Raw genomic sequence first — 17,988 nt, forward strand, 5'->3', positions numbered from 1 at the left:
TTCACGCGTGCCTCGTTGTGGTCGGCGTCGATGAAGATCTGGCGCCCGTGGTAGCAGATCGGCATGGACAGCACGCCGAGCCGGCCGGGCAGCAGGGGATCCAGCCGACAGGCGGTAGCGCAGCCACGTGCGCAGCGGTGCTTCGTAGCCCTCGGCGCAGTAACGCTCGCGGAGCTCCTCCTTGCAGAGCAGGTCCGCCTCGGACACCACGCCGAGCACGTGATTCTCGGCGTCGACCACCGGCACGGCGCTGACGCCATGCGCGATGAGGACCTCAGCGATGTCCTTGAACGGTGTGCTGCCGTTGACCGAGACGACCTCAGTGGTCATGATGTCCTGAACTTTTACTCGCATGGCGTTCCTCCCCTCGAGCCATCCCTGCCCTCATCCAAGTCCGGGACGCTTCCCGCAGGTAGGGGCAGAGGTCCTGCGCAGACGGAGCCGTTCGTCAGACCGGCTGTCGGCCACCCTTGGAAGGTCGCCCCTCGCATTCCAGCTGCGGTGGCTCGTCCCCGTATGACCAGGTCACGACAGGGCTAAAGGATCTAAAGACTAGAACCGAGCAGCCCGGATTCCGGCCTGACTCCCGAGTGTGTGCTTAACCTGAGCTGATGGGGGACTGACGGCGGCAGCCGCCTGGAGGGTCGCCCTGGTCCAGCGATGATTGAGGGACGCGCGAGGTGGCAGCCATGACCATGCCGATCGTGGTCGGTGTCGACGGATCGGCGCCCTCTCTTCTGGCCGCGAGCTGGGCTGGTAGGGAAGCCGCCATCCGCGGCGCGCCGCTACGCATCGTCCACGCCGCGGTGCGCTGGACCCACGGCGTCCCGCTCGTCCCACAGCCCCCCACCTGGGGATCCGGCGCGGAAGCAGCGGCTCGGGAAATGCTTCGCCAAGCGGCCATCCATGCTCAAGCCGGCAGACCGCATCTGGCGGTCACAACCGAGATCGTGGACGGCGGAGCGCCCGAGGCGCTCGTCGACGCCGCCGAAGGAGCACAGCTGATCGTAGTGGGGAACCGGGGTCGCGGCGGATGGGCTGAGCTGCTGCTGGGCTCGGTGAGCCGCTATGTCGCGTCCCGAGCGCCCTGTCCGGTCGCGGTCATCCGGCAGCCGCACGCCGGCGACCGCGGTGAGATCGTCGTCGGCGTGACCGGACGTCCACACCAGGAGCCACTTCTGGACTTCGCCTTCCGCGAGGCCGCGTTGCGGTCCGCGGTCTTGCGTGCCGTACATGCGTGGGTGGATCCCACCGCGCGAGAGCCCGGGGACATGCAACCTCTCGTCTATGACGTCGAAGCCGTGGGTGAGGAGGAAGCGTTGCTGCTCGCAGAGGCGGTCGCCGGGTGGCGGGAGACGTTTCCCGACGTCACGCTCGTCCAGCACGTCGTACATGAACATCCGGCCAAGGCGCTGATCGACGCGTCGACGGACGCGGACCTCGTCGTCATCGGGGCGCACGGTGGAGCACGAGCCCTGCTCGGCCTCGGGGGCACCGCTCATGGCGTGCTCCATCATTCGCGCGCGCCCGTCATCGTGGTTCGTTTCTGAGTGTCCGAGCTGTCCCTTTCACTGGGGACCGCGTCGTGGCCTTGACCGGTCACCGTCTGGGGCTGACGTCATGGTGTTCGACGTGGGCGTCCGGCCCTGGATAGACGAGGGTCTCGTGCTCTTCCTCGAACCATCGGACCACGTAGGGCGGCGTGCCGTCGTCGTGGTGCAAGGCGACGATGACGCCGATGCGGCGTGGTTCGCCCTGATGGGCGCCTTCGACCACCAAGCGGTCCCCTATTGCTGCCTTCATGACTCCTCCGTCTCTGTCAGCTCCGGCTCGTCCCGGCTGTGGCGAGCTCGGTTGTCATCGGGGTCCAGCGGCTGGCGAGCCGCTTGGTGAGGACGGTCATGGTGGTGTACTCCAGGTCCTCCAGCGGCAGCCGGTGCGGCTCGAACGGGCCGTGGCGGCGGAAGTAGTCCATGGCCTCATTCGCCTGCTCGCGTGCCCGATCGAAGGCAGGATCGTCGAACAGATCGCGCGGGCCGATCAGCTTGCCGTCGTGGACCTGGAAGCCCAGGGCCACCACGCGCGGTGGGCCGTCGAAACGCGACGGATGCGCGTGGCCGCTGGAGACGGGCATGAGCGGTGCGTGGTGCGAGCCGCGCATGCAGCCGGCGACCCCGTAGGCGAAGGTGAAGGGCTCCAGCACCTCGCCCACGGCGGGCAGTCCTGACTGGCAGCGAACGATCATCACGGGATCGTCCTTGCCGACGTACTTGCCGGCGATGAGCGACAGCCGCTGGGTGCTGGTCGCGGCCGCCGTCTCGTCGAGCGTCTTGGAACGGACGCTGTGGATGACGTAGCGGGCGGGCGCGCCGATGTACATGAGCATCTCGTACAGCTCGGCGGGGCAGTCGAAGAGAATGCGCTTCTCCTCGTAGAGGTCGTAGACCTCGAAGATGAAGCCGGCGTGCATCTTCTGGTCGATGACCAGGCCGGCGGTGTTGAACGGGTCAGCGAAGATCTTGTACAGCGGCAGGTTCCATGCTCCGGGCTCGGTCTTGTCGGCCAGGAAACAGATCACCGGCTCTGAGGGGCGTTCCTCGAACTCGAGTTCGGCGTAGCCGGGACCCATGCCGCGCAGGTTGCCGGAGAAGGCGTCGGACAGCAGGTCCTGGCCGGCGCCGTACAGGCCGAGTTCCTTGGCGATGTGCGTCGTGGTCTGGAAGGTGTCCCAGGCGAAGGAGTGGATGAGGTCCGCGTCGGGGCCGTAGGTGTGGGTCATGATGAGCGAGACGTCGTCGCCGCAACTGGCCACGTGCCCGTCGATGAGCAGGCCTGATTCGATGGCTCTGGTCATTTCGCGGCGGGCCTCGGCCATCATGTCCGGGTGTACAGCCGTGTGGCCGACGAACCCCCCGGTGTCGGCCTTGATGATGCTAAGAGTGACCACCTTGATCGCCTCCTGATGATTCCTTCTCTCAGTCTGGTTTTGGGGTCTTTGTCTCATTAGGGGATTTGGTCCTTTGCGGCGCGGTCTTTCGTACCGTTGTGGGACCCGGGCCTCCCGGCGAGCGCTGCCTGCACCTGAGTACGGAGCTCGATGAGCAGCGGGCTGTGATGCACCGGGGGCGGCGCAGGCTCGTGCAGTGCGCGGGCGAGCTCGGGAAGCCGGGCAAGGTCGGTGGTACATCGCTTCGACACCTCCGTCAGCGGCTCCGCCGGCGAGAGCCGACGTCCTTCGCGCATCACGGGAACGAGCAGCGGCACATGGCCCAGGGGTGGTTTCTCGGAGCGCAGTCCCACGATGTCGGCGTGGGAACCCCGGAAGACCTGCTTCTTGCCTGGCGCGGTGACCTTGCCGGCCGACAGCTTCATCACCGGGCGATTGCCGTACTCGACCAGTTTGTAAGCGCTGTCCAGGTATGGGGCATCGGCGGCCACTCCTACCTTGGTGCCCACGGCGTACGCGTCGATGGGGGCGTTCTGGGCGACCAGGGTGGCGATGGCGTATTCGTCGAGGCCGCCGCTGACGATGATGTGGGCATCCCGCAGACCACTCGCGTCGAGCGACTGCCGGGACTGCCGGGCGAGCTCGCCCAGATCGCCCGAGTCGAGCCGGACACCCACCGTGCCTGGCAGGCGTAGCCGTCTGGTCACCTCGATGGCGGTCCGTACTCCCGTAACTGTGTCGTACGTGTCGACGAGGAACGTGGTCTTGCCGGGGTGGTCGAGGGCGAAGGTCTCGAAGGCGGCCCGCTCATCGGGGAACGCCTCAATGTAGGAGTGAGCCATGGTGCCCACGGCCCGCAGACCGTACCTGCGAGCCGCCTCGACGTTGCTGGTGGCCGAGAAGCCCGCGATGGCGGTCGCCCGGGCCACGGCCATCGCGGCGTCTATTCCCTGCGTGCGGCGGAAGGCGAAGTCGATCAGGTCCGCGCCGTCGGCGGCGAGAACGCAGCGTGCCGCCTTGGTGGCCACGCTGGTCTGGAAGGTCATGTGGTTGAGCAGGACGGTCTCCACCAGCTGGGCTTCGGCGATCGGAGCCGTCACCTCCAGCAACGGCTCACCCGCGTACACCACATGTCCCTCCGGTATCGCCCACACTTCCCCGGTGAAACGCAACCTCTTGAACGCCTCCAACGTCTCCGGAGGGAACCTCTCGACCTCGGCAAGGTAGGCCAGATCATCGCGGTTGAAGGAGAGCGATTCCAAGAAGTCCAGGCAGTCCGCCAGTCCTGCGGTGACCAGGAATCCACGCCCTGGCGGCAGCTTGCGCGTGAAAAGGCTGAAGGTGGCCTGATCGGTCATGCCGTGGCGCAGGTAGCTCGCTGCCATCTTGAGCTCGTACAGATCCGTCAGCAGTGCACCGCCCATGGCGCAAGTATCTGTCCGGCGATAAGCGCGGACATCGGCCGATCGGCCTGCTGACGTGGGTCGAAAGTCCCAGAAGGACGCTGCGTCTGCCCGGCCATCGGCGACGGGCCACTGCGCTGACCAACGACCGCGGTCACTCGGGACTTCCGGCCCTATGCCCTGCCTTCGCCTGGAGCTGTGATGAGAGCAATGACAAGGAGGAGAGCGGGGGACCGCGCCGGTACCCGCATCCTCGTGCGGAAGCCGGAAAGGAGCTGACCGGCCATGCGCATGACCGTCGCGGACGTGATGACCAGCAAGGTCGTCTCCGTTACCGCTGCCACCTCGTTCAAGGACATCGCCGAAGCGCTCATCGCCGGAGGCGTAAGCGCCGTCCCGGTGCTCGACGACGACGACCATGTGATCGGCATGGTGTCCGAGGCCGACCTGCTGTGCAAGGAGGAGTTCCGCGAGGAGTTCTACCGCGAGGGCTACCGGCCGCCGCTGCGCGCCCGGCTGCACCACCCCAAGGGGCGCCGCAAGGCCGAAGGCGACACCGCCGCCGAGCTGATGACCAGCCCCGCGATCACTGTCTTCCCGGATGCGTCGGCGGTCTGGGCCGCTCGGCTCATGGACGCCCACGACGTCAAGCGGCTGGCGGTCGTGGACTACAACGGCCGGCTACAGGGTATTGTCAGCCGCCGCGACCTGGTCAAGCTGTTCGTGCGAAGCGATGAGGAGATCGCCGCCGACATCCGCGACGACATCCTCGACCGCGCCCTGTGGGTGGATGCAGACGGCGTGCGGGTGGACGTCAGCCAGGGGATCGTCACCCTGTCCGGCTGGATGGACCGCCGCACCGAGGCGGCCATCACAGCCCGGATGACCGCCCGGGTCAACGGCGTGGTTGACGTCATCAGCAAGATCACCTGGAAGATCGACGACTCTAAGCGGGAGGCCAGGTAACCATGCTCGTGCGCGAGGCCATGAGCAGCCCAGCCGTCACGGTCCGCTGTACCGACCCGGTGCGGCGGGCCATCCGGACCCTCTATGGTCACAACATCACCGCCGCTCCCGTCGTCGACGACAGGGACCGCCTCGTCGGCGTGGTCAGCGAGCTGGACCTGCTGCGCGGGGAGTTCGAGCCTGACCCCCGCGCCACCGTACGTCCCGTGCCCGCGGCGCACGAGCCGGCGCCGCGCCGCGTGCTGGAGGTCATGACCGGCGACGTCGTCACCGTCACCGATACCACCGACGTCACCACCGCCATCGATTTCATGGTGCGCAAGCACGTCAAGAGCCTGCCCGTGCTCCGCGGCCAAGAGATCGTCGGCATGGTGAGCCGCCGCGACCTGATGGCGATGCTGGCCTGCCCCGACGACGACCTGTGCGAGGCGGTCATCGTCGCGCTGCGCGAGCACTACCCCCTCGGCCCGAGCTGGGAGGTCGCCGTCCGCGACGGCGTGGCAGAGCTGTCCGGGCCATCCAACGAACAAGCCGACCACATCGCCGATCTGCTCGCTTGCACCGTGCCCGGCATCGTCCGGGTCAAGCACATCAGGAGATCCTCATGAGAACCACTGTTCAGGACGTGATGACCACCGACGTGTCCGCCGTCGACCAGAACGCCTCCTTCCACACCGTGGCCGAGCAGCTCATCAACCGGGGCGTCAGCGGCGTGCCAGTGCTCGACGACGACAACCGCGTCGTAGGCGTGGTGTCGGAGGCCGACCTGCTTGCCAAACAGGAGTTCAAGCAGAGCTACTACGGTGACAGTTACCTCCCGCCGCTGCGTGCCCGCGTCCGCCACACCGTCGGCAGCGAGGGCAGCGGCTTCTACAAGGCGCTCGGCGAGACCGCCGGCGAGCTGATGACCTCCCCCGCCCACACCACCGCCCCCGACACTCCAGTCGTGCTGGCCGCGCGGCAGATGGACAAGTACGGCGTCAAGCGCCTGCCCGTGGTCGACGCTGACGGAAGGCTCGTCGGCATCGTCAGCCGCCGCGACCTGATCAAGGTGTTCCTCCGCCCGGACACCGACATCGACAACCAGGTCCGAGAGGCCATCCACAACGATGTCCTCAAGCTGGAGGTCACAGTGGCCGACGGCACGGTGACCCTGTCCGGCACGGTGCCCGAGCACAGCCAGGCCATCGCCGCCGTCCGCCTGGCCGAGAGCATCGACGGCGTCGTGGCCGTACACGACAAGCTCGGCTGGAAACACGACGACGTCGTCGCCAACCTCACCATATGGGGCGGCGCCTGACCGTGGTTGCGGTGGTTCCCGACCCGGGGTTTTTCGGCCCCTGGTAGCGGGTGACCTTCAAGATCTGGACTAGAGGTGGAGGTGGGCCTCGTGTTCACCCAGATCAAGGAGACGCATGCCGCCGTGGTGTTTTTGCTCGGCGAGCATGTCTACAAGCTGAAGAAGCCCGTCAACCTCGGCTTCCTCGACTTCAGCACCGTGCGCGCGAGGCAGGCGGCCTGCCACCGGGAGGTGGAGCTCAACCGCAGGCTGGCCCCCGACGTCTACGAGGGCGTGGCTGACGTGCTCGGCCCGGACGGCGCGGTCTGCGAGCATCTCGTGGTGATGCGCCGCATGCCCGACGAGCGCCGCCTGGCCACCCTCGTGCGGGTGGGCAAGCCCGTGGACGAGTATTTGCGCTCGGTGGCGCGGCAGCTGGCCGGGCTGCATGCCAAGGCCCAGCGCGGCCCGCAGATCGATCGGGAAGGCAGCCTGGAGGCGCTGCGCGCCCGCTGGACGGACAGTTTCGAGCAGGTACGCGGCCTGTCCGGCGCCCCGATCGAGCCCGGCGTGCTGGACGAGATCGAGCACCTCGTGCTGCGCTTCCTGTCCGGCAGGGCGCCCCTTTTCGAGACGCGCATCGCGGAGGGCCACATCGTCGACGGCCACGGCGATCTGCTGGCCGACGACATCTTCTGCCTGGACGACGGGCCGCGGATCCTTGACTGCCTGGAGTTCGACGAGCGCCTGCGCTTCGTGGACGGGCTTGACGACGCCGCCTTCCTCGCCATGGACCTGGAGTGGCTGGGCGCGCCGCGGCTGGCCGAGCTGTTCCTGCGCTGGTACGTCGAATTCAGCGGCGACCCGGCACCGACGGCGCTGTGGCACCACTACGTCGCCTACCGGGCGTTCGTTCGTGCCAAGGTCGCCTGTCTGCGCCACTGGCAAGGCGACATAGACGCCGGCTGGGAGGCGCGGCGGCTGGCCGAGCTCGCGCTACGCCATCTGCACGCGGGAGCCGTCACGCTGGTCCTGATCGGCGGCCCACCCGCGAGCGGGAAAACGACGCTCGGCGGCGCGCTGGCCGACCGGCTCGGGTACACGTTGCTGCGCAGTGACCGCATCCGCAAGGAACTGGCCGGTCTCGATCCGGCGCAGTCCGCGAGCGCGCCGTACCGGCAGGGGATCTACGATCCCCGCCACACCGCCCGCACCTACGCCGAGCTGCTGTCACGCGCCGAACTCCTGCTCGGGCAGGGCGAGTCGGTCGTCCTGGACGCATCCTGGAGCGAAGAGCGGCATCGCATGACGGCCGCGGACGTGGCCGTCCGGACCTCGAGCGACATGGTCGCGCTCCTGTGCACCGTCCTGCCTCAGATCGCCGCCGCCCGGCTCGCCACACGTCGGCCGGAGCTCTCCGACGCGGACGAAACCATCGGCGCCGCCATGAGCACGGCCATGCCGCCGTGGCAGGGCGCGATCGAAATCGACACCAGCGCTTCCCCGCAAGAGACGCTGGCGCGTGCGCTCGCCGCCGTCCACCCGCCTACGCGGGACGTGTCCTGGCGCTTTCAGAGACCTCAGATGGAACCAGATTGACAGGCAAGCCCACGGTCGAGGCTCACCATGAACGGCTCGGCGCCGGGGAACTGGCGAACTCGGTGATGTCATGTTGCGCGACGACAGCGAGCTTCTCCGCCAGATCGGCCAGCGCCCGTGAAACCGCCAGCTCGTCCCCGATCTCCGGCACCGAGGGATCCGCCGGATTACGGCGAGCCCGGCCGGCGCCGGCCGGCCCTGTGCCGTCCCGGGTGGCCAGCACGGCTCGCGCGTACGTGTCGTTGCCGTCCTCGTTGAGGTAGATCTGCACTGTCCACTGCTTGGCTTCCATGACCGCGACCTCCTTCACGGCTCAGACCTCCATTCCACCGGAGGCTTGCGACGCCTGGCAGGGGCAAAGGTCCGTGAGCAGGCTGGACCAACGGCCCTACCTGCCAGGAGAGGAAGGCGACCTCCGCAGAGCACGCACGTCAATGCTCCTTGCCCAAGGCTTGGACGTCTGCCTGGTCTCGTCCGGTGCTGGCGGGAAAGGCGTTCACCATGTCGGCGGAATCAGAGGCAGAGGCTGCCGTGGCCAGAGCCGCGGAGCGGTCCGTTGTCGTTGGCTATGACGAATCGCCCGGCAGCGAGAAGGCGCTGCGCTGGGCTGTGGAGGAAGCGCGACTGCGTCAGTCGCCTCTGGTGGTATGCCATGCCTGGCATTGGCCCTATCCCCGGCGCCCCGTTGTCAGGGAGCTCCTGACCCAGGTGGAGGGCATCGGCAGCGCTGTGGTGGCGGAAGGCGTGCGCCATGCGCGAGAGCTTGCTCCGTCGGTCGACGTCCGGCCGCTGCTGGTGAGGGGCGTGGCCTCGGCGGTTCTCCTGCAGGCCGTGCGTAATGCCGAGTTGGCGGTGCTCGGGTCCCGAGGGCAGGGCGGGTTCGAGGAACTTCGGGTGGGATCGGCGGCCGTACAGGTTCCGGCACACAGTGTCAGGCCCGTCGTCATCGTCGGGCACGATGGCGTGGCGGCGCGGGAAGGCATGGCAAAGATCGTGGTCGGCGCGGACGGGTCTCCCGCTGGACAGGCAGCACTGGAGTTCGCCTTCGAAGAGGCTGACCTGCGCGGCGGGGCGGTCAGAGCCGTGTGCTGCTGGCAGGATGCCGGCGAGCTGACCGGACAGGACGGGCTGCCCTTCGTGGATCGCAGGCAGATCCGGGGCAACGCGGAGGCCGGCTTCAGGGAAGCGGTCTCGTCGCTGATGCGCCGGCACTCGACTGTCCCCGTCACGATCGAGTTCATCGCCGAACGCCCCGAACGGGCCATTATCGACGCGGCACGGGATGCGACGCTGCTCGTGCTCGGCACCCGCGGCGTCGGCTCGACGCCCACGATGCTTGTGGGACCGGTCACCCAGGCGGCGCTGTCGGAGGCCGCGTGTCCTGTCGCCGTGACACCACCGCCGGGCTGATCCAGCCATCGCTCAGCTGCTCAGCGGGAGGCGCTGGACGAACTGCGCGCACGGTCCGTCGCCACGGTCAGGACGCTTCGCGATGATCCCTCCTACCCCCGGCTGCTCGACCGGCTGAACACGCTGGCCCGCGAAGCCGGGGGAGCGGACATAGTCGTGAAGGTGCATCCCGACGGTGGCGTGCTGGCAGAGGGGCAGGGGCGGCGCGTCGACTGCACGCTCGACGCCCTGGCCGCACGAGCCGTGGACGCGCTCGGAGCGGAGGTGGAGCGGCTGTGGGCACTGTGACCCGGGTCAACGGCCCCTTGGTCGAAGTCGAAGACCTCGTCGGCGCGGCCATGTTCGAACTGGTCCTGCTCGGACCCCACAAGCTGCCCGGAGAGATCGTCGCTCACAGGGGCCGGTCGCGCCACGGCGCAGGCATACGAGTACACCGGAGGGCTGACCTCAGGCGGATCCTGCCGACCGCGGCCGAGCCCCCGTCTCGGCTCTGCTGGGGCCCCACCTGCTGGGCGGGGTGTACGACGGCCTGCTCCGGCCTCTCACCGGCGCGGGCCCTTGGCTGGATCCGGCCGCGCCCGCCCGCACAGCCGTGGCCCGCCCATGGCGGTTCACGCCGCTGGTCGAGCAGGGGCGAGAGGCGGCGCCGGGCACGGCGATCGGGCGCGTCGAAGACGCGGGCTCGCTGGCCTACCTGGTCCTGTCACGGGGAGGCGAGGTTTCCGCCATCCGGCAGGCAGGCCGTGTGTGACCGAGCTCGGCGGCCGGCGCGCCGTGCGCCTGTCCGCCGACGACCGCCTCACCGAAGTGCACGTGTACTGGGCCGACGCCGTGGGGACAAGATATCCGTCCCGAGTCTCCTGCCTGCTCCCCGAACTCGACGCGGCGGCTCCCCTCCCGATCACCACCGCGCTCGTTCCCGCCAGGGACGCCCCCGCGACGCCTTGCGCGCAGGGCTGGAACACGCGATCGCCGCGGAGGCAGCTCGGATCGTGGCGGCCGAAGCAGCCTCGACGAACCGCAGGATCCGCGCCCTCAAAGACCGCCTCCTTCCCTTGCTGGAGGAGGCCCTGACCGCCATCGAACTGTCGCTGGACGAGATGGAGAGGGCCGATATCGACCGCGTGCGCCGCATCATCGGCTCCAGACCACAGCCACCAAGCGGCTGAACCACGCCCGCCGAAGGACGTCGGGGGACGTTGTCAGTCGGCTACGCGGTGGCCGGACACCTGCTCTGCCTCGACCACGATGTAGTGGTCCCGGTTGCCGGGCACTGAGGCCGTCAACGGCAGCGCCGCCAGCCGGTCGAGCTCGGCCGGGTCGGTCACGGCTCGCGAATATCCCACTGCGGTGACAGACCAGCCGGTACGCAGCTCGGGGTCGAATTCATCGGCCTCGAAGGCCACCACGGCACCCCGGGCGGCGGCCGCCAGCTTGGACCCGATCGAGGTGCGAATCACGATGGACCGGCCGTCAAGACAGAAGTTGACCGCCTGCACAGCTGGCAGGGCGTGATCGGTGAACACGATCCGCCCGATCGGTGTCGTGGACAGCAAATCCAGGCACTCCTCCCGGGAGAGCACCTGAAGTCCGGACGAATCGAGCTGCATACCCTCAACATCCCTGTTCGGGGCCCACCTGCATTAGAGGCGAAAGTCCCGTCCTTCCTGCCGTTCATCCCCCGCTCGGATGTGTTGGCGGGCGCCTGATAGCGGTTTCCACGGTCGAGGGCCGACGGCCCTGGCGGATCAGGACCTTTGACCCTGACCGAAACAGTCCCGCGCGTGATGCGCTGGTGCATGGTCCCGTGGAGGTGGTGGTCATGGCCGTTCTTTCGGCGAAGCAGGCGCTCGATGCCGCGGTGGAGGCCGCGCGATGGGCGCCGTCCATTCACAACACGCAGCCCTGGACCTTCTCGATATCCAGGGAGGAGATCAGCCTGCGGGCCGACACGGACAGGAAGCTGCGCGTCGGCGACGTCTCGGGCCGTGAACTGCTGATCAGCTGCGGTGCTGCCCTGTTCAACATGCGTACGGCGATGCGGTGCGAGGGCTTCGAGCCTGAGGTGCGTACCCTGCCGGACCCCGACCGCCCGTCGTTGCTCGCCACGCTCAGACCGGGTACCGAAGTGCGGCCCGACGAGTCCGTCAAGGCCCTGGGGGGCGAGATCGAGCGCCGCCGTACCCACCGGGCCGGCTTCGCCGACGTGCCGGTACCGGACAGACTGATCGAGCGGCTGGTCAACGCGGCCATGGAGGAGGGCGCCAAGCTGACACCCGTCCGCTCTCCGGAGGCGGCCAGGATCATCGCCTCGCTCACCCAGGCAGCGCAGGGCGTGCAGGCTCAGGATCAGCGCTTCAGCCTGGAGTTGATCCGCTGGGCACAGCCACCTGGCAGCAGCCGCAAGGACGGAGTGCCGGCCCAGGGCTACCCGCGCCAGGCTGTACGCACCGACCCAGAGTTCCCGCAGCGTGATTACTCCTGGCAGCAGGACTGGGGCAGCCAGACCGACCAACGAGGCGCGACGTCTGTCGGGGTCGTGGCGCTGCTCACCACGCCGGGCGACAGCCGTCAGGAGTGGATCGACGCCGGGCAGGCGCTGCAGCACGTACTGCTGCACGCCGCCGCGTACGGCGTCAGCGCCGCCTTCCACACTCAGGCACTGGAGATGGATCTTCTACGCGAGTTCCTCCGGCACGAGCTCTGCTCGGAGGAGTACCCACAAATGATCATGCGACTCGGTGTCACCTTCGACGACAAGGACTCGGTCCGCCGTCCCCTGGCCGAGGTCATGGATTGAGCGGGGAATCTACTGAGCACATTGCCATTTCACGCGCCGATGGAACAAGGCCGTCTAGGAAGCAAGAGTGTCGCTTTCCTCGTTACTCTCAGCAGCTGTTTTCGCCAGTTGGACGCAGGTCAGGCAGGCTCGGTCCACGGTGGCCGAGAAGGTCAGAGACCACTCGCAGACCGGCAACGGGCGAGTGGTCTGCCCGCAGAGGGCGACTGTCTTCTCCGGCGGCACCGCATGCTGAACGGCCTGGCGTCCCTTCCAGGTGAAGCCTGCCCGGTACTCGACGGCACGCCGCTGAGGGGGGTTCGTCTTGGTCTCTTTGTGGAGGTCGTCCCAGCAGAAGGACCAGCGTCGGACACCGGCGGGGAAGGGTGATCCATCGTCGTCCAGCTCAACCAAGGCAACCTTTCCGGTGCGCAGCACCGCCACGATCACATCCTCCCGCCCGATGAGCTGGTCCTTGTAGGCGCGGGTCTGGACATGGCTGTGGAAGGCGTCCGCGATCCTCACGCGTCTGCCGATCTTCGAGTACATGCTGTTCACCGCATGTCCCCGGTGGGTCCATTGCCGGCAGAGGCACAACCGTCGTTTGGTGCGCTGACGTTCCTCTGAGAGTGGAGGCCACCAGACCGGGCCAAGAGCCCCAACGTGTTCCGTTGGTATGCGTGAAAGCGCACATGCAGATTGGTGCCGGTTATCGGCAGATGGGGCGTTGCAGGGAGCTCGCTCGGCGTGGGAGCGACGAAAGGTGTGGGTTCGCGCAGTGGTGGAAGCATCTCGTCCAGCAAAGCCGCTGGGCTGAGAGCGGACACGATGGCAATGCGGGACACACGCGGACACGGCCTGACCTGGATCTGTCCCCAGCGGAAGGCGCGGCTCTACAGGATGACCTTCTCCACGCCAATGGCAAGCACGCCAAGGCGCTCCTTTTCTGGCGGGTAGATGCTTCGGATGACCGCCAGCAATTCTTGGGGGTTCTTGCCGAGGTCGCCGCCGATCGCGATCGGGTCCTCCTGCTCCAGCATCTCCTCGAAGGAGGCGTACTGAGACACGCGGACGACCCGCGTCGGCAGCCGCTCTTCCCCGCATACGAAGTCGAGATCCTGGCCGGGCTGGATCTTGCGCATGCTGGCGTACGCGACCCGTACCTCCACAGTCTTGATCCCTGAGGCGATGAGATCGAAGTACGGCTTGCGGATGCGAAGTTCCCGCGCGGCGAGGGTGGCGTCGGTCTCGCTCATGATGCCGTTCCTACCCGCGTTGCTGCCAGGGCCGCCTGAAACTCCGCCACCTGTCTGCTTCCTGGGAATTTCGCAACCAGGACGGTGTCCAGGTCGGCCCGCCCGCGCATGTACAGAGGTGACCATCCGCGGCGAACTCAGCGCACGCAGGCCATAGGCAATCGCCTCATCGGGAGCACCGAGGTGTGCCAGTGCGATGCCCAGGTCCAGGTGAGCGATCGCTTCTCGGCTGAGTGAGCGCTGGCCGGCAGGTGTCGAATCGTGGGATCGGACTGCGCGCTCGGCATGGTGGCGTGCTTGTTCGTAGTCGCCGAGCCAGAGATAGGACGAGGCAGTGTAGGTGGTCATCGCGTAGGCGGCCAGCGGTCCGGTGTCGGTGCCGTCCGGACGGGCCGGAGTGCGGGCCGGGAGGGCGTTCCACAGATTGTCGGCCTGTCGGTAACTGTCCTGGAAGTCGTCGCGGTTGCCGAGCCGTGCAGCCGTACCGCCAAGGGGTGACCGGCGGGAACGCGGTCGAGGCCGCGCAGCGCGGCCGAGACGGCCCGAGCAGGCTGGTTGGCGTGCAGGGCGATGGAGGCCATCGCGTCGGCTGCCCAGGCGCGCAGCTCGTCGTGTCCGGCCTGGTCCGCGTGCTCGAAGCCTTCCCGAGCGGTTCGTGTACGGGGGAGGACGACTCACCTTCGCTCGTGACGACCTGGCCGTTCTCGTTCTCGCCCTGGGAACGCCCGGCGCGCTGCCGAGCTGGTCTTCCCCCGCCCCGTCTACTGACGAGTCCAACGCGGCCCACTCGCCATGTCGCCGCTACCGTTCGTCATGCTCAGCTTCGCCGCTCCGCCGTGTCAAGGCGCTGATTCATCCCTACGATCAAGGTCGTCATGTCTGGTCATGCCGGGCTGAGGCAGTGCTGCTGCTCGGACTGTATGCCTGCCTCCTTCCGCTGATCCGGTGACCGTCATGGACGGGTCCACGACTCCCCGCTGGACGTGCTACGCCGTCGTCGCGAACGTCGAGATCGCCCTCGTCGTGGCGGAGATGTCCTACGCAGGCACCATGCGGCAGGCGAGGACGGAGGCAGCGGAACGCGTTCTAAGTGCGGTGGCGCTGTGCCGGAACTGGTACAGGTTCAGTGTGGCCGGGACAGCGGCGGTGACCCGTACGCTGTGCGTAAGGTCGCGGGGCTTGATCGGAGTGCCGCGCCGTCGTGCGTGCTTGAGCGCGCCGTTGATCTGTGCGGTGGTCAGCTTGGCCGCCAAAGCCGGGTGCGGTCACGCGGATGCCACGCAGCAGCTTGGAGTGCGGCGATTCGGCGCTCTGCGGTGCTGCTTTTCGGCTTAGGGTCCGAGAACAGGGCTGACTCGGGCGGCGGGATCTGCGGCCCTCGCTGCCTGAGCTGCCCAGCCCACTTCACGGAACAGGGCTCGTGGGGGTACGTGCATGGACTGGTTGGTCTCGCTGATAGGGGCCGGGGTGATCATGGCCGCTCTGCGGGACTTGTTCCATACGCTCTGGCACCCCACCCGTCACGGCGGTCTCAGCCGATTCGTCATGGCGGTGCTGTGGCGACTGGCCCAGCATGTACGTGCGGGCAGGCGCGTGGTGGGTCTCGTTGGGCCGCTCGCCATGGTGACGGTGGTCGGCGCGTGGGCCGCCATCATCATCCTGGGCTGGGCCATTGTCTACTGGCCCCACATGCCGGAGTCGTTCGCCTTGACGCCTGGTTCAAAGGCGGCGCAGCAGCCGGCGCTGCTCGACTCCGTCTACCTTTCGCTCGTCACCGTCGCCACCCTTGGGCTGGGGGACATCGCGCCCGCTGAGGGCTGGCTTCGTCTGGTCTCGCCGCTGGAGGCTCTCGTCGGTTTCGTCCTCCTGACGGCCACGGTCACCTGGGTGCTCGAGATCTATCCGGCGCTGACCCGTCGAAGGGTCCTGGCGGTCCGGTTGGCGCTTCTCCAACGCTCGGACCCGTCCGTCGAGCAGCTCGACTCCATCGTGGGTGCCACACTGCTGGCGAGTTTGGCCACCGAGGTGGCGCGTGTGCGGATCGATTTCACTCAGTACGCCGAGGCCTACTACTTCCATGATGGGGAGGACCACTCGTCCCTGGCGGCCACGATCGGCTACGCCGATGACCTCGCCGAGCGCGGAAAGGCGGCCCAGCGGCCGGACGTGCGTCTGACCGGCGACCTGCTCGCCGGCGCGCTGCAAGACCTTGCCGCCATCCTCGACCAGCGCTTCCTCCACACCGGCGGAACCCCGGCGGAAGTCTTCACCGCGTACGCCGTCGACCACGGGCGTGGCCTCACACACCCCTGACCACGGCGCCCAGCTGGGTGCCTCAGCTCTGCTTGGGCGCCGTCCAGCCCGGACACCGGCGCCATAGATCACGAGGTGCACGTTGGCGCGGAGGGCGCCGAGTGGGACGGGGCCTGTTCGGCTCGCGGGTAGCCATCCGTATCTAGGCCTTGGACGCGGCTGCGCCGTGCGGTGTGACGATGGCCCAACCAGCGTCCCGCCCCGAGAGGTTGGATTCGAAAGGTTGCGCTTCATCGGGGAAGTGTGGGCGATGCCAGAGGGCCATGTGGCGTACGCGAGTTAGCCGTTGCTGAAGGTGACGGCTCCAATCGCCGAGGATCAATCGTGAAGGCAGCAGTAGGGGACCGCCCTACGCGGTCCGACGGCTCGAGGAGGAGCACGAGGCCCTTGTCTATCCAGGGCCGCACGCCCACGTCGAACACCATGACACCAGCCCTGGACGGCGGCCGATCAAGGTCACGATGCCGGCCGACGCCCTTCAACTGAGCCGGACCACCGTGACACGCTCGAAAGGCCCCAATCCGTCTCAGCCGGGCTCTGCCGTGTTAGCCCATCGCTCATCGGAACAGCGCGTCGTCGATGGTGAAGCGGATGAACTCGCCGTCGGCCCACCGCGTCGTCCACGGCCACCAGCCCCCGCGTATTCCCTCGGGGATGGTGAACCCATCGAAGGAGGTCTCACCCTCGCAGACAACACCGAACGGGTGCTCACGATATGCGCCCTTATCCGGATTGCCCCAACGGTGCATGGTGACGCTCTCCAGCCGCCCGTTCGGCGCGATGGACAAGATGACGTCATAGTCGTCGGAGCCGATCGGGAGAGTGGCCACTGCGTGCCGCTCGTCGAGCGCCTTCCATCCAACGCGTGGGTCGAGCGCGGCCGCGGGCGCCAGCACGAACTCGCAGGCGAGCCTTCCTACGGCGCTCCTGGTGATGTCCGGTCCGGCAGCCGACATCATGGGAAAGGTGTCGAGCAGCCGCCAGCGCATCTCGCCTGCTCCCGCGCGATACCTGTCGAAGCCGTGCACCGGCAGGATCCCGAGGTACGCGCTCGCGCACCAGGCGAATCCCTCCATCGGCAGCAGGACTTGCGTGGCGTGGAATCGCCGCCAGGAGCCAAGTCTGATCGTGCCGTGCATGCTCAGGACGACCGCGCGTAGCAGTGGCGTGCCGGGTGCGATCGCGCGTATGACCCAGCGCCGCGCCGGCTCGGGCAGCAGATTGGCGGCGGCCGGATCGAAGGTACTCGCCCCCACGGTCTGCCGTTGCAGTAAGTCCCAGTCGTACCGCGCCTCTTCAGTAAGGTGCGGCGGGGCGAGGACGACGGTCATGCCGGCCTCCATGACGTGGGCACCACAGCCACCGGGCAGCGCGATCGATGCAGGACCCCGTGGCTGACCGAGCCGAGCACCAGCCCGGTGAACCCGCCCAGCCCACGCGACCCCACCACCAGCAGATCCGCTCCCCGAGAAGCGGCGGCCAGAGCCGGAACCGGGTGCCCACGGACGATCGTCTCGATCACCTCGATGTCCGGGTACTTCTCCCGCCAGGGCGCCAGGCGCTGCCCGAGTTCGGCCGTCTCCCCGACGGGCAGTGGCCCGTACCCCGCAGGATGCGGGGCACGGATGGGATACCGGCTGGCGCAGAGCACGCGAACTCGCGCCCGGCGAGCGGCCGCCTGCTCCATGGCGTACTCCAGCGCCGGGTCCGCATATGAGGAGCCGTCGTGACCGACCACGACCTCTCCGCTGCCTTCGTGCAGGACCCTCCTGACGACGACCAGCGGACAGCCCGCGTACCCGGCAAGGCCGAGCCCGACGGAGCCAACCACGAGACCGGCGAACCCGCCCAGTCCTCTGTTGCCCACCACCAAGGTGTCGGCCGTCTCCGTCTCGGTCTTGAGCCGCTCGATCACCGCGCCGGTGACCAGGGCGGTCGAGATCCGCAATGAGAGGATTCCATCCTGTTTTCCCAGGTAGAAGGGGATGGCCTGGCGCAGTTGGGCGTGATCTCTGCTGGTGAATGGCAGGGATCAT

General features: G+C 67.9%; 21 protein-coding genes and 2 pseudogenes. 12 read left to right on the top strand and 11 right to left on the bottom strand.

Annotated features, from left to right (window positions below; all coding sequences use genetic code 11):
- Both ACIBVN_RS58305 and ACIBVN_RS58310 read right to left on the bottom strand, forming a co-directional pair.
- On the bottom strand, nucleotides 1–260 hold a 260-nt coding region (locus ACIBVN_RS58305), incomplete at its 3' end, for a glycosyl hydrolase family 65 protein (RefSeq protein WP_397151185.1).
- Nucleotides 199–354, bottom strand: a pseudogene (locus ACIBVN_RS58310) (CBS domain-containing protein); the annotation flags it as partial. The gene ACIBVN_RS58305 and the pseudogene ACIBVN_RS58310, both read right to left, overlap by 62 nt.
- Nucleotides 355–689: 335 nt before the next feature.
- Here ACIBVN_RS58310 and ACIBVN_RS58315 point away from each other — a divergent pair.
- Nucleotides 690–1,550 (top strand): universal stress protein, encoded by an 861-nt coding sequence (locus ACIBVN_RS58315; RefSeq protein WP_397151149.1) that lies wholly within the window; start codon nucleotides 690–692, stop codon nucleotides 1,548–1,550.
- Nucleotides 1,551–1,599: 49 nt separating this feature from the next.
- Here the strand turns inward: ACIBVN_RS58315 and ACIBVN_RS58320 are convergent, their stop codons facing one another.
- Genes ACIBVN_RS58320 through ACIBVN_RS58330 form a run of 3 tightly spaced genes read right to left on the bottom strand, consistent with a single transcriptional unit; the run spans nucleotide 1,600 to nucleotide 4,371 of the window.
- Nucleotides 1,600–1,803: a DUF1918 domain-containing protein gene (locus ACIBVN_RS58320; protein ID WP_349458158.1), complete on the bottom strand. Its 204-nt coding sequence runs from the start codon at nucleotides 1,801–1,803 to the stop codon at nucleotides 1,600–1,602.
- A 16-nt stretch (nucleotides 1,804–1,819) separates the two neighbouring features.
- Nucleotides 1,820–2,947: a fructose-1,6-bisphosphate aldolase/phosphatase gene (gene fbp / locus ACIBVN_RS58325; protein ID WP_397151151.1), complete on the bottom strand. Its 1,128-nt coding sequence runs from the start codon at nucleotides 2,945–2,947 to the stop codon at nucleotides 1,820–1,822.
- A gap of 56 nt (nucleotides 2,948–3,003) precedes the next feature.
- Nucleotides 3,004–4,371 carry a nicotinate phosphoribosyltransferase gene (locus ACIBVN_RS58330; RefSeq protein WP_397151153.1) on the bottom strand — a complete coding sequence of 456 codons (1,368 nt, stop codon included), beginning with the start codon at nucleotides 4,369–4,371 and terminating at the stop codon, nucleotides 3,004–3,006.
- Nucleotides 4,372–4,635: 264 nt separating this feature from the next.
- Here ACIBVN_RS58330 and ACIBVN_RS58335 point away from each other — a divergent pair, with 264 nt between their 5' ends.
- The 4 genes from ACIBVN_RS58335 (at nucleotide 4,636) to ACIBVN_RS58350 (ending at nucleotide 8,194) form a co-directional block, all read left to right on the top strand.
- Entirely contained in the window at nucleotides 4,636–5,316 is a 681-nt protein-coding gene (locus ACIBVN_RS58335) for a CBS domain-containing protein (protein ID WP_397151155.1), read from the top strand.
- 2 nt (nucleotides 5,317–5,318) lie between these two features.
- Complete coding sequence (locus tag ACIBVN_RS58340) at nucleotides 5,319–5,924, top strand: HPP family protein (RefSeq protein WP_397151157.1); 606 nt, start codon at nucleotides 5,319–5,321, stop codon at nucleotides 5,922–5,924.
- Nucleotides 5,921–6,616 carry a CBS domain-containing protein gene (locus ACIBVN_RS58345; RefSeq protein ID WP_397151159.1) on the top strand — a complete coding sequence of 232 codons (696 nt, stop codon included), beginning with the start codon at nucleotides 5,921–5,923 and terminating at the stop codon, nucleotides 6,614–6,616. The genes ACIBVN_RS58340 and ACIBVN_RS58345 overlap by 4 nt, the downstream gene beginning before the upstream one ends.
- A gap of 90 nt (nucleotides 6,617–6,706) precedes the next feature.
- Nucleotides 6,707–8,194: an AAA family ATPase gene (locus ACIBVN_RS58350; protein ID WP_397151161.1), complete on the top strand. Its 1,488-nt coding sequence runs from the start codon at nucleotides 6,707–6,709 to the stop codon at nucleotides 8,192–8,194.
- 22 nt (nucleotides 8,195–8,216) lie between these two features.
- Here ACIBVN_RS58350 and ACIBVN_RS58355 read toward each other — a convergent pair whose 3' ends face one another.
- Nucleotides 8,217–8,486, bottom strand: a complete 270-nt coding sequence (locus ACIBVN_RS58355) for a DUF1876 domain-containing protein (protein ID WP_397151187.1) — start codon at nucleotides 8,484–8,486, stop codon at nucleotides 8,217–8,219.
- Between the two features lie 185 nt (nucleotides 8,487–8,671).
- Here ACIBVN_RS58355 and ACIBVN_RS58360 point away from each other — a divergent pair, with 185 nt between their 5' ends.
- From ACIBVN_RS58360 to ACIBVN_RS58375, 4 genes are all read left to right on the top strand, one after another.
- Nucleotides 8,672–9,604 carry a universal stress protein gene (locus tag ACIBVN_RS58360; protein ID WP_397151163.1) on the top strand — a complete coding sequence of 311 codons (933 nt, stop codon included), beginning with the start codon at nucleotides 8,672–8,674 and terminating at the stop codon, nucleotides 9,602–9,604.
- A gap of 156 nt (nucleotides 9,605–9,760) precedes the next feature.
- Complete coding sequence (locus ACIBVN_RS58365; protein ID WP_397151165.1) at nucleotides 9,761–9,892, top strand: hypothetical protein; 132 nt, start codon at nucleotides 9,761–9,763, stop codon at nucleotides 9,890–9,892.
- A gap of 229 nt (nucleotides 9,893–10,121) precedes the next feature.
- On the top strand, nucleotides 10,122–10,355 hold the full coding sequence (locus ACIBVN_RS58370) for a hypothetical protein (protein WP_397151167.1): 234 nt from the start codon (nucleotides 10,122–10,124) through the stop codon (nucleotides 10,353–10,355).
- Nucleotides 10,348–10,773 (top strand): V-type ATP synthase subunit D, encoded by a 426-nt coding sequence (locus tag ACIBVN_RS58375; protein WP_397151169.1) that lies wholly within the window; start codon nucleotides 10,348–10,350, stop codon nucleotides 10,771–10,773. The genes ACIBVN_RS58370 and ACIBVN_RS58375 overlap by 8 nt, the downstream gene beginning before the upstream one ends.
- A gap of 33 nt (nucleotides 10,774–10,806) precedes the next feature.
- Here ACIBVN_RS58375 and ACIBVN_RS58380 read toward each other — a convergent pair whose 3' ends face one another.
- On the bottom strand, nucleotides 10,807–11,214 hold the full coding sequence (locus ACIBVN_RS58380) for a pyridoxamine 5'-phosphate oxidase family protein (protein WP_397151171.1): 408 nt from the start codon (nucleotides 11,212–11,214) through the stop codon (nucleotides 10,807–10,809).
- A 212-nt stretch (nucleotides 11,215–11,426) separates the two neighbouring features.
- Here ACIBVN_RS58380 and ACIBVN_RS58385 point away from each other — a divergent pair, with 212 nt between their 5' ends.
- On the top strand, nucleotides 11,427–12,404 hold the full coding sequence (locus ACIBVN_RS58385; protein ID WP_397151173.1) for an Acg family FMN-binding oxidoreductase: 978 nt from the start codon (nucleotides 11,427–11,429) through the stop codon (nucleotides 12,402–12,404).
- A gap of 54 nt (nucleotides 12,405–12,458) precedes the next feature.
- On the opposite strand, the gene ACIBVN_RS58390 is transcribed toward ACIBVN_RS58385, so the two are convergent.
- A complete protein-coding gene (locus tag ACIBVN_RS58390) occupies nucleotides 12,459–12,932 on the bottom strand; it encodes a hypothetical protein (RefSeq protein ID WP_397151175.1) in 474 nt (157 codons plus the stop codon).
- A gap of 344 nt (nucleotides 12,933–13,276) precedes the next feature.
- Nucleotides 13,277–13,987, bottom strand: a complete 711-nt coding sequence (locus ACIBVN_RS58395; protein ID WP_397151177.1) for an ASCH domain-containing protein — start codon at nucleotides 13,985–13,987, stop codon at nucleotides 13,277–13,279.
- Between the two features lie 1,086 nt (nucleotides 13,988–15,073).
- Here ACIBVN_RS58395 and ACIBVN_RS58400 point away from each other — a divergent pair.
- Both ACIBVN_RS58400 and ACIBVN_RS58405 read left to right on the top strand, forming a co-directional pair.
- Nucleotides 15,074–15,952 (top strand): potassium channel family protein, encoded by an 879-nt coding sequence (locus tag ACIBVN_RS58400; RefSeq protein WP_397151179.1) that lies wholly within the window; start codon nucleotides 15,074–15,076, stop codon nucleotides 15,950–15,952.
- 317 nt (nucleotides 15,953–16,269) lie between these two features.
- Nucleotides 16,270–16,356, top strand: a pseudogene (locus tag ACIBVN_RS58405) (DUF1918 domain-containing protein); the annotation flags it as partial.
- Nucleotides 16,357–16,509: 153 nt separating this feature from the next.
- Here ACIBVN_RS58405 and ACIBVN_RS58410 read toward each other — a convergent pair.
- On the bottom strand, nucleotides 16,510–17,283 hold the full coding sequence (locus tag ACIBVN_RS58410; protein WP_397151181.1) for a DUF6544 family protein: 774 nt from the start codon (nucleotides 17,281–17,283) through the stop codon (nucleotides 16,510–16,512).
- Nucleotides 17,280–17,900, bottom strand: a complete 621-nt coding sequence (locus ACIBVN_RS58415; protein WP_397151183.1) for a universal stress protein — start codon at nucleotides 17,898–17,900, stop codon at nucleotides 17,280–17,282. The genes ACIBVN_RS58410 and ACIBVN_RS58415 overlap by 4 nt, the downstream gene beginning before the upstream one ends.
- Between the last annotated feature and the right edge of the window lie 88 nt (nucleotides 17,901–17,988).

The organism is Nonomuraea sp. NPDC049400 (genome assembly GCF_044466425.1).
Classification (GTDB): Bacteria; Actinomycetota; Actinomycetes; order Streptosporangiales; family Streptosporangiaceae; genus Nonomuraea.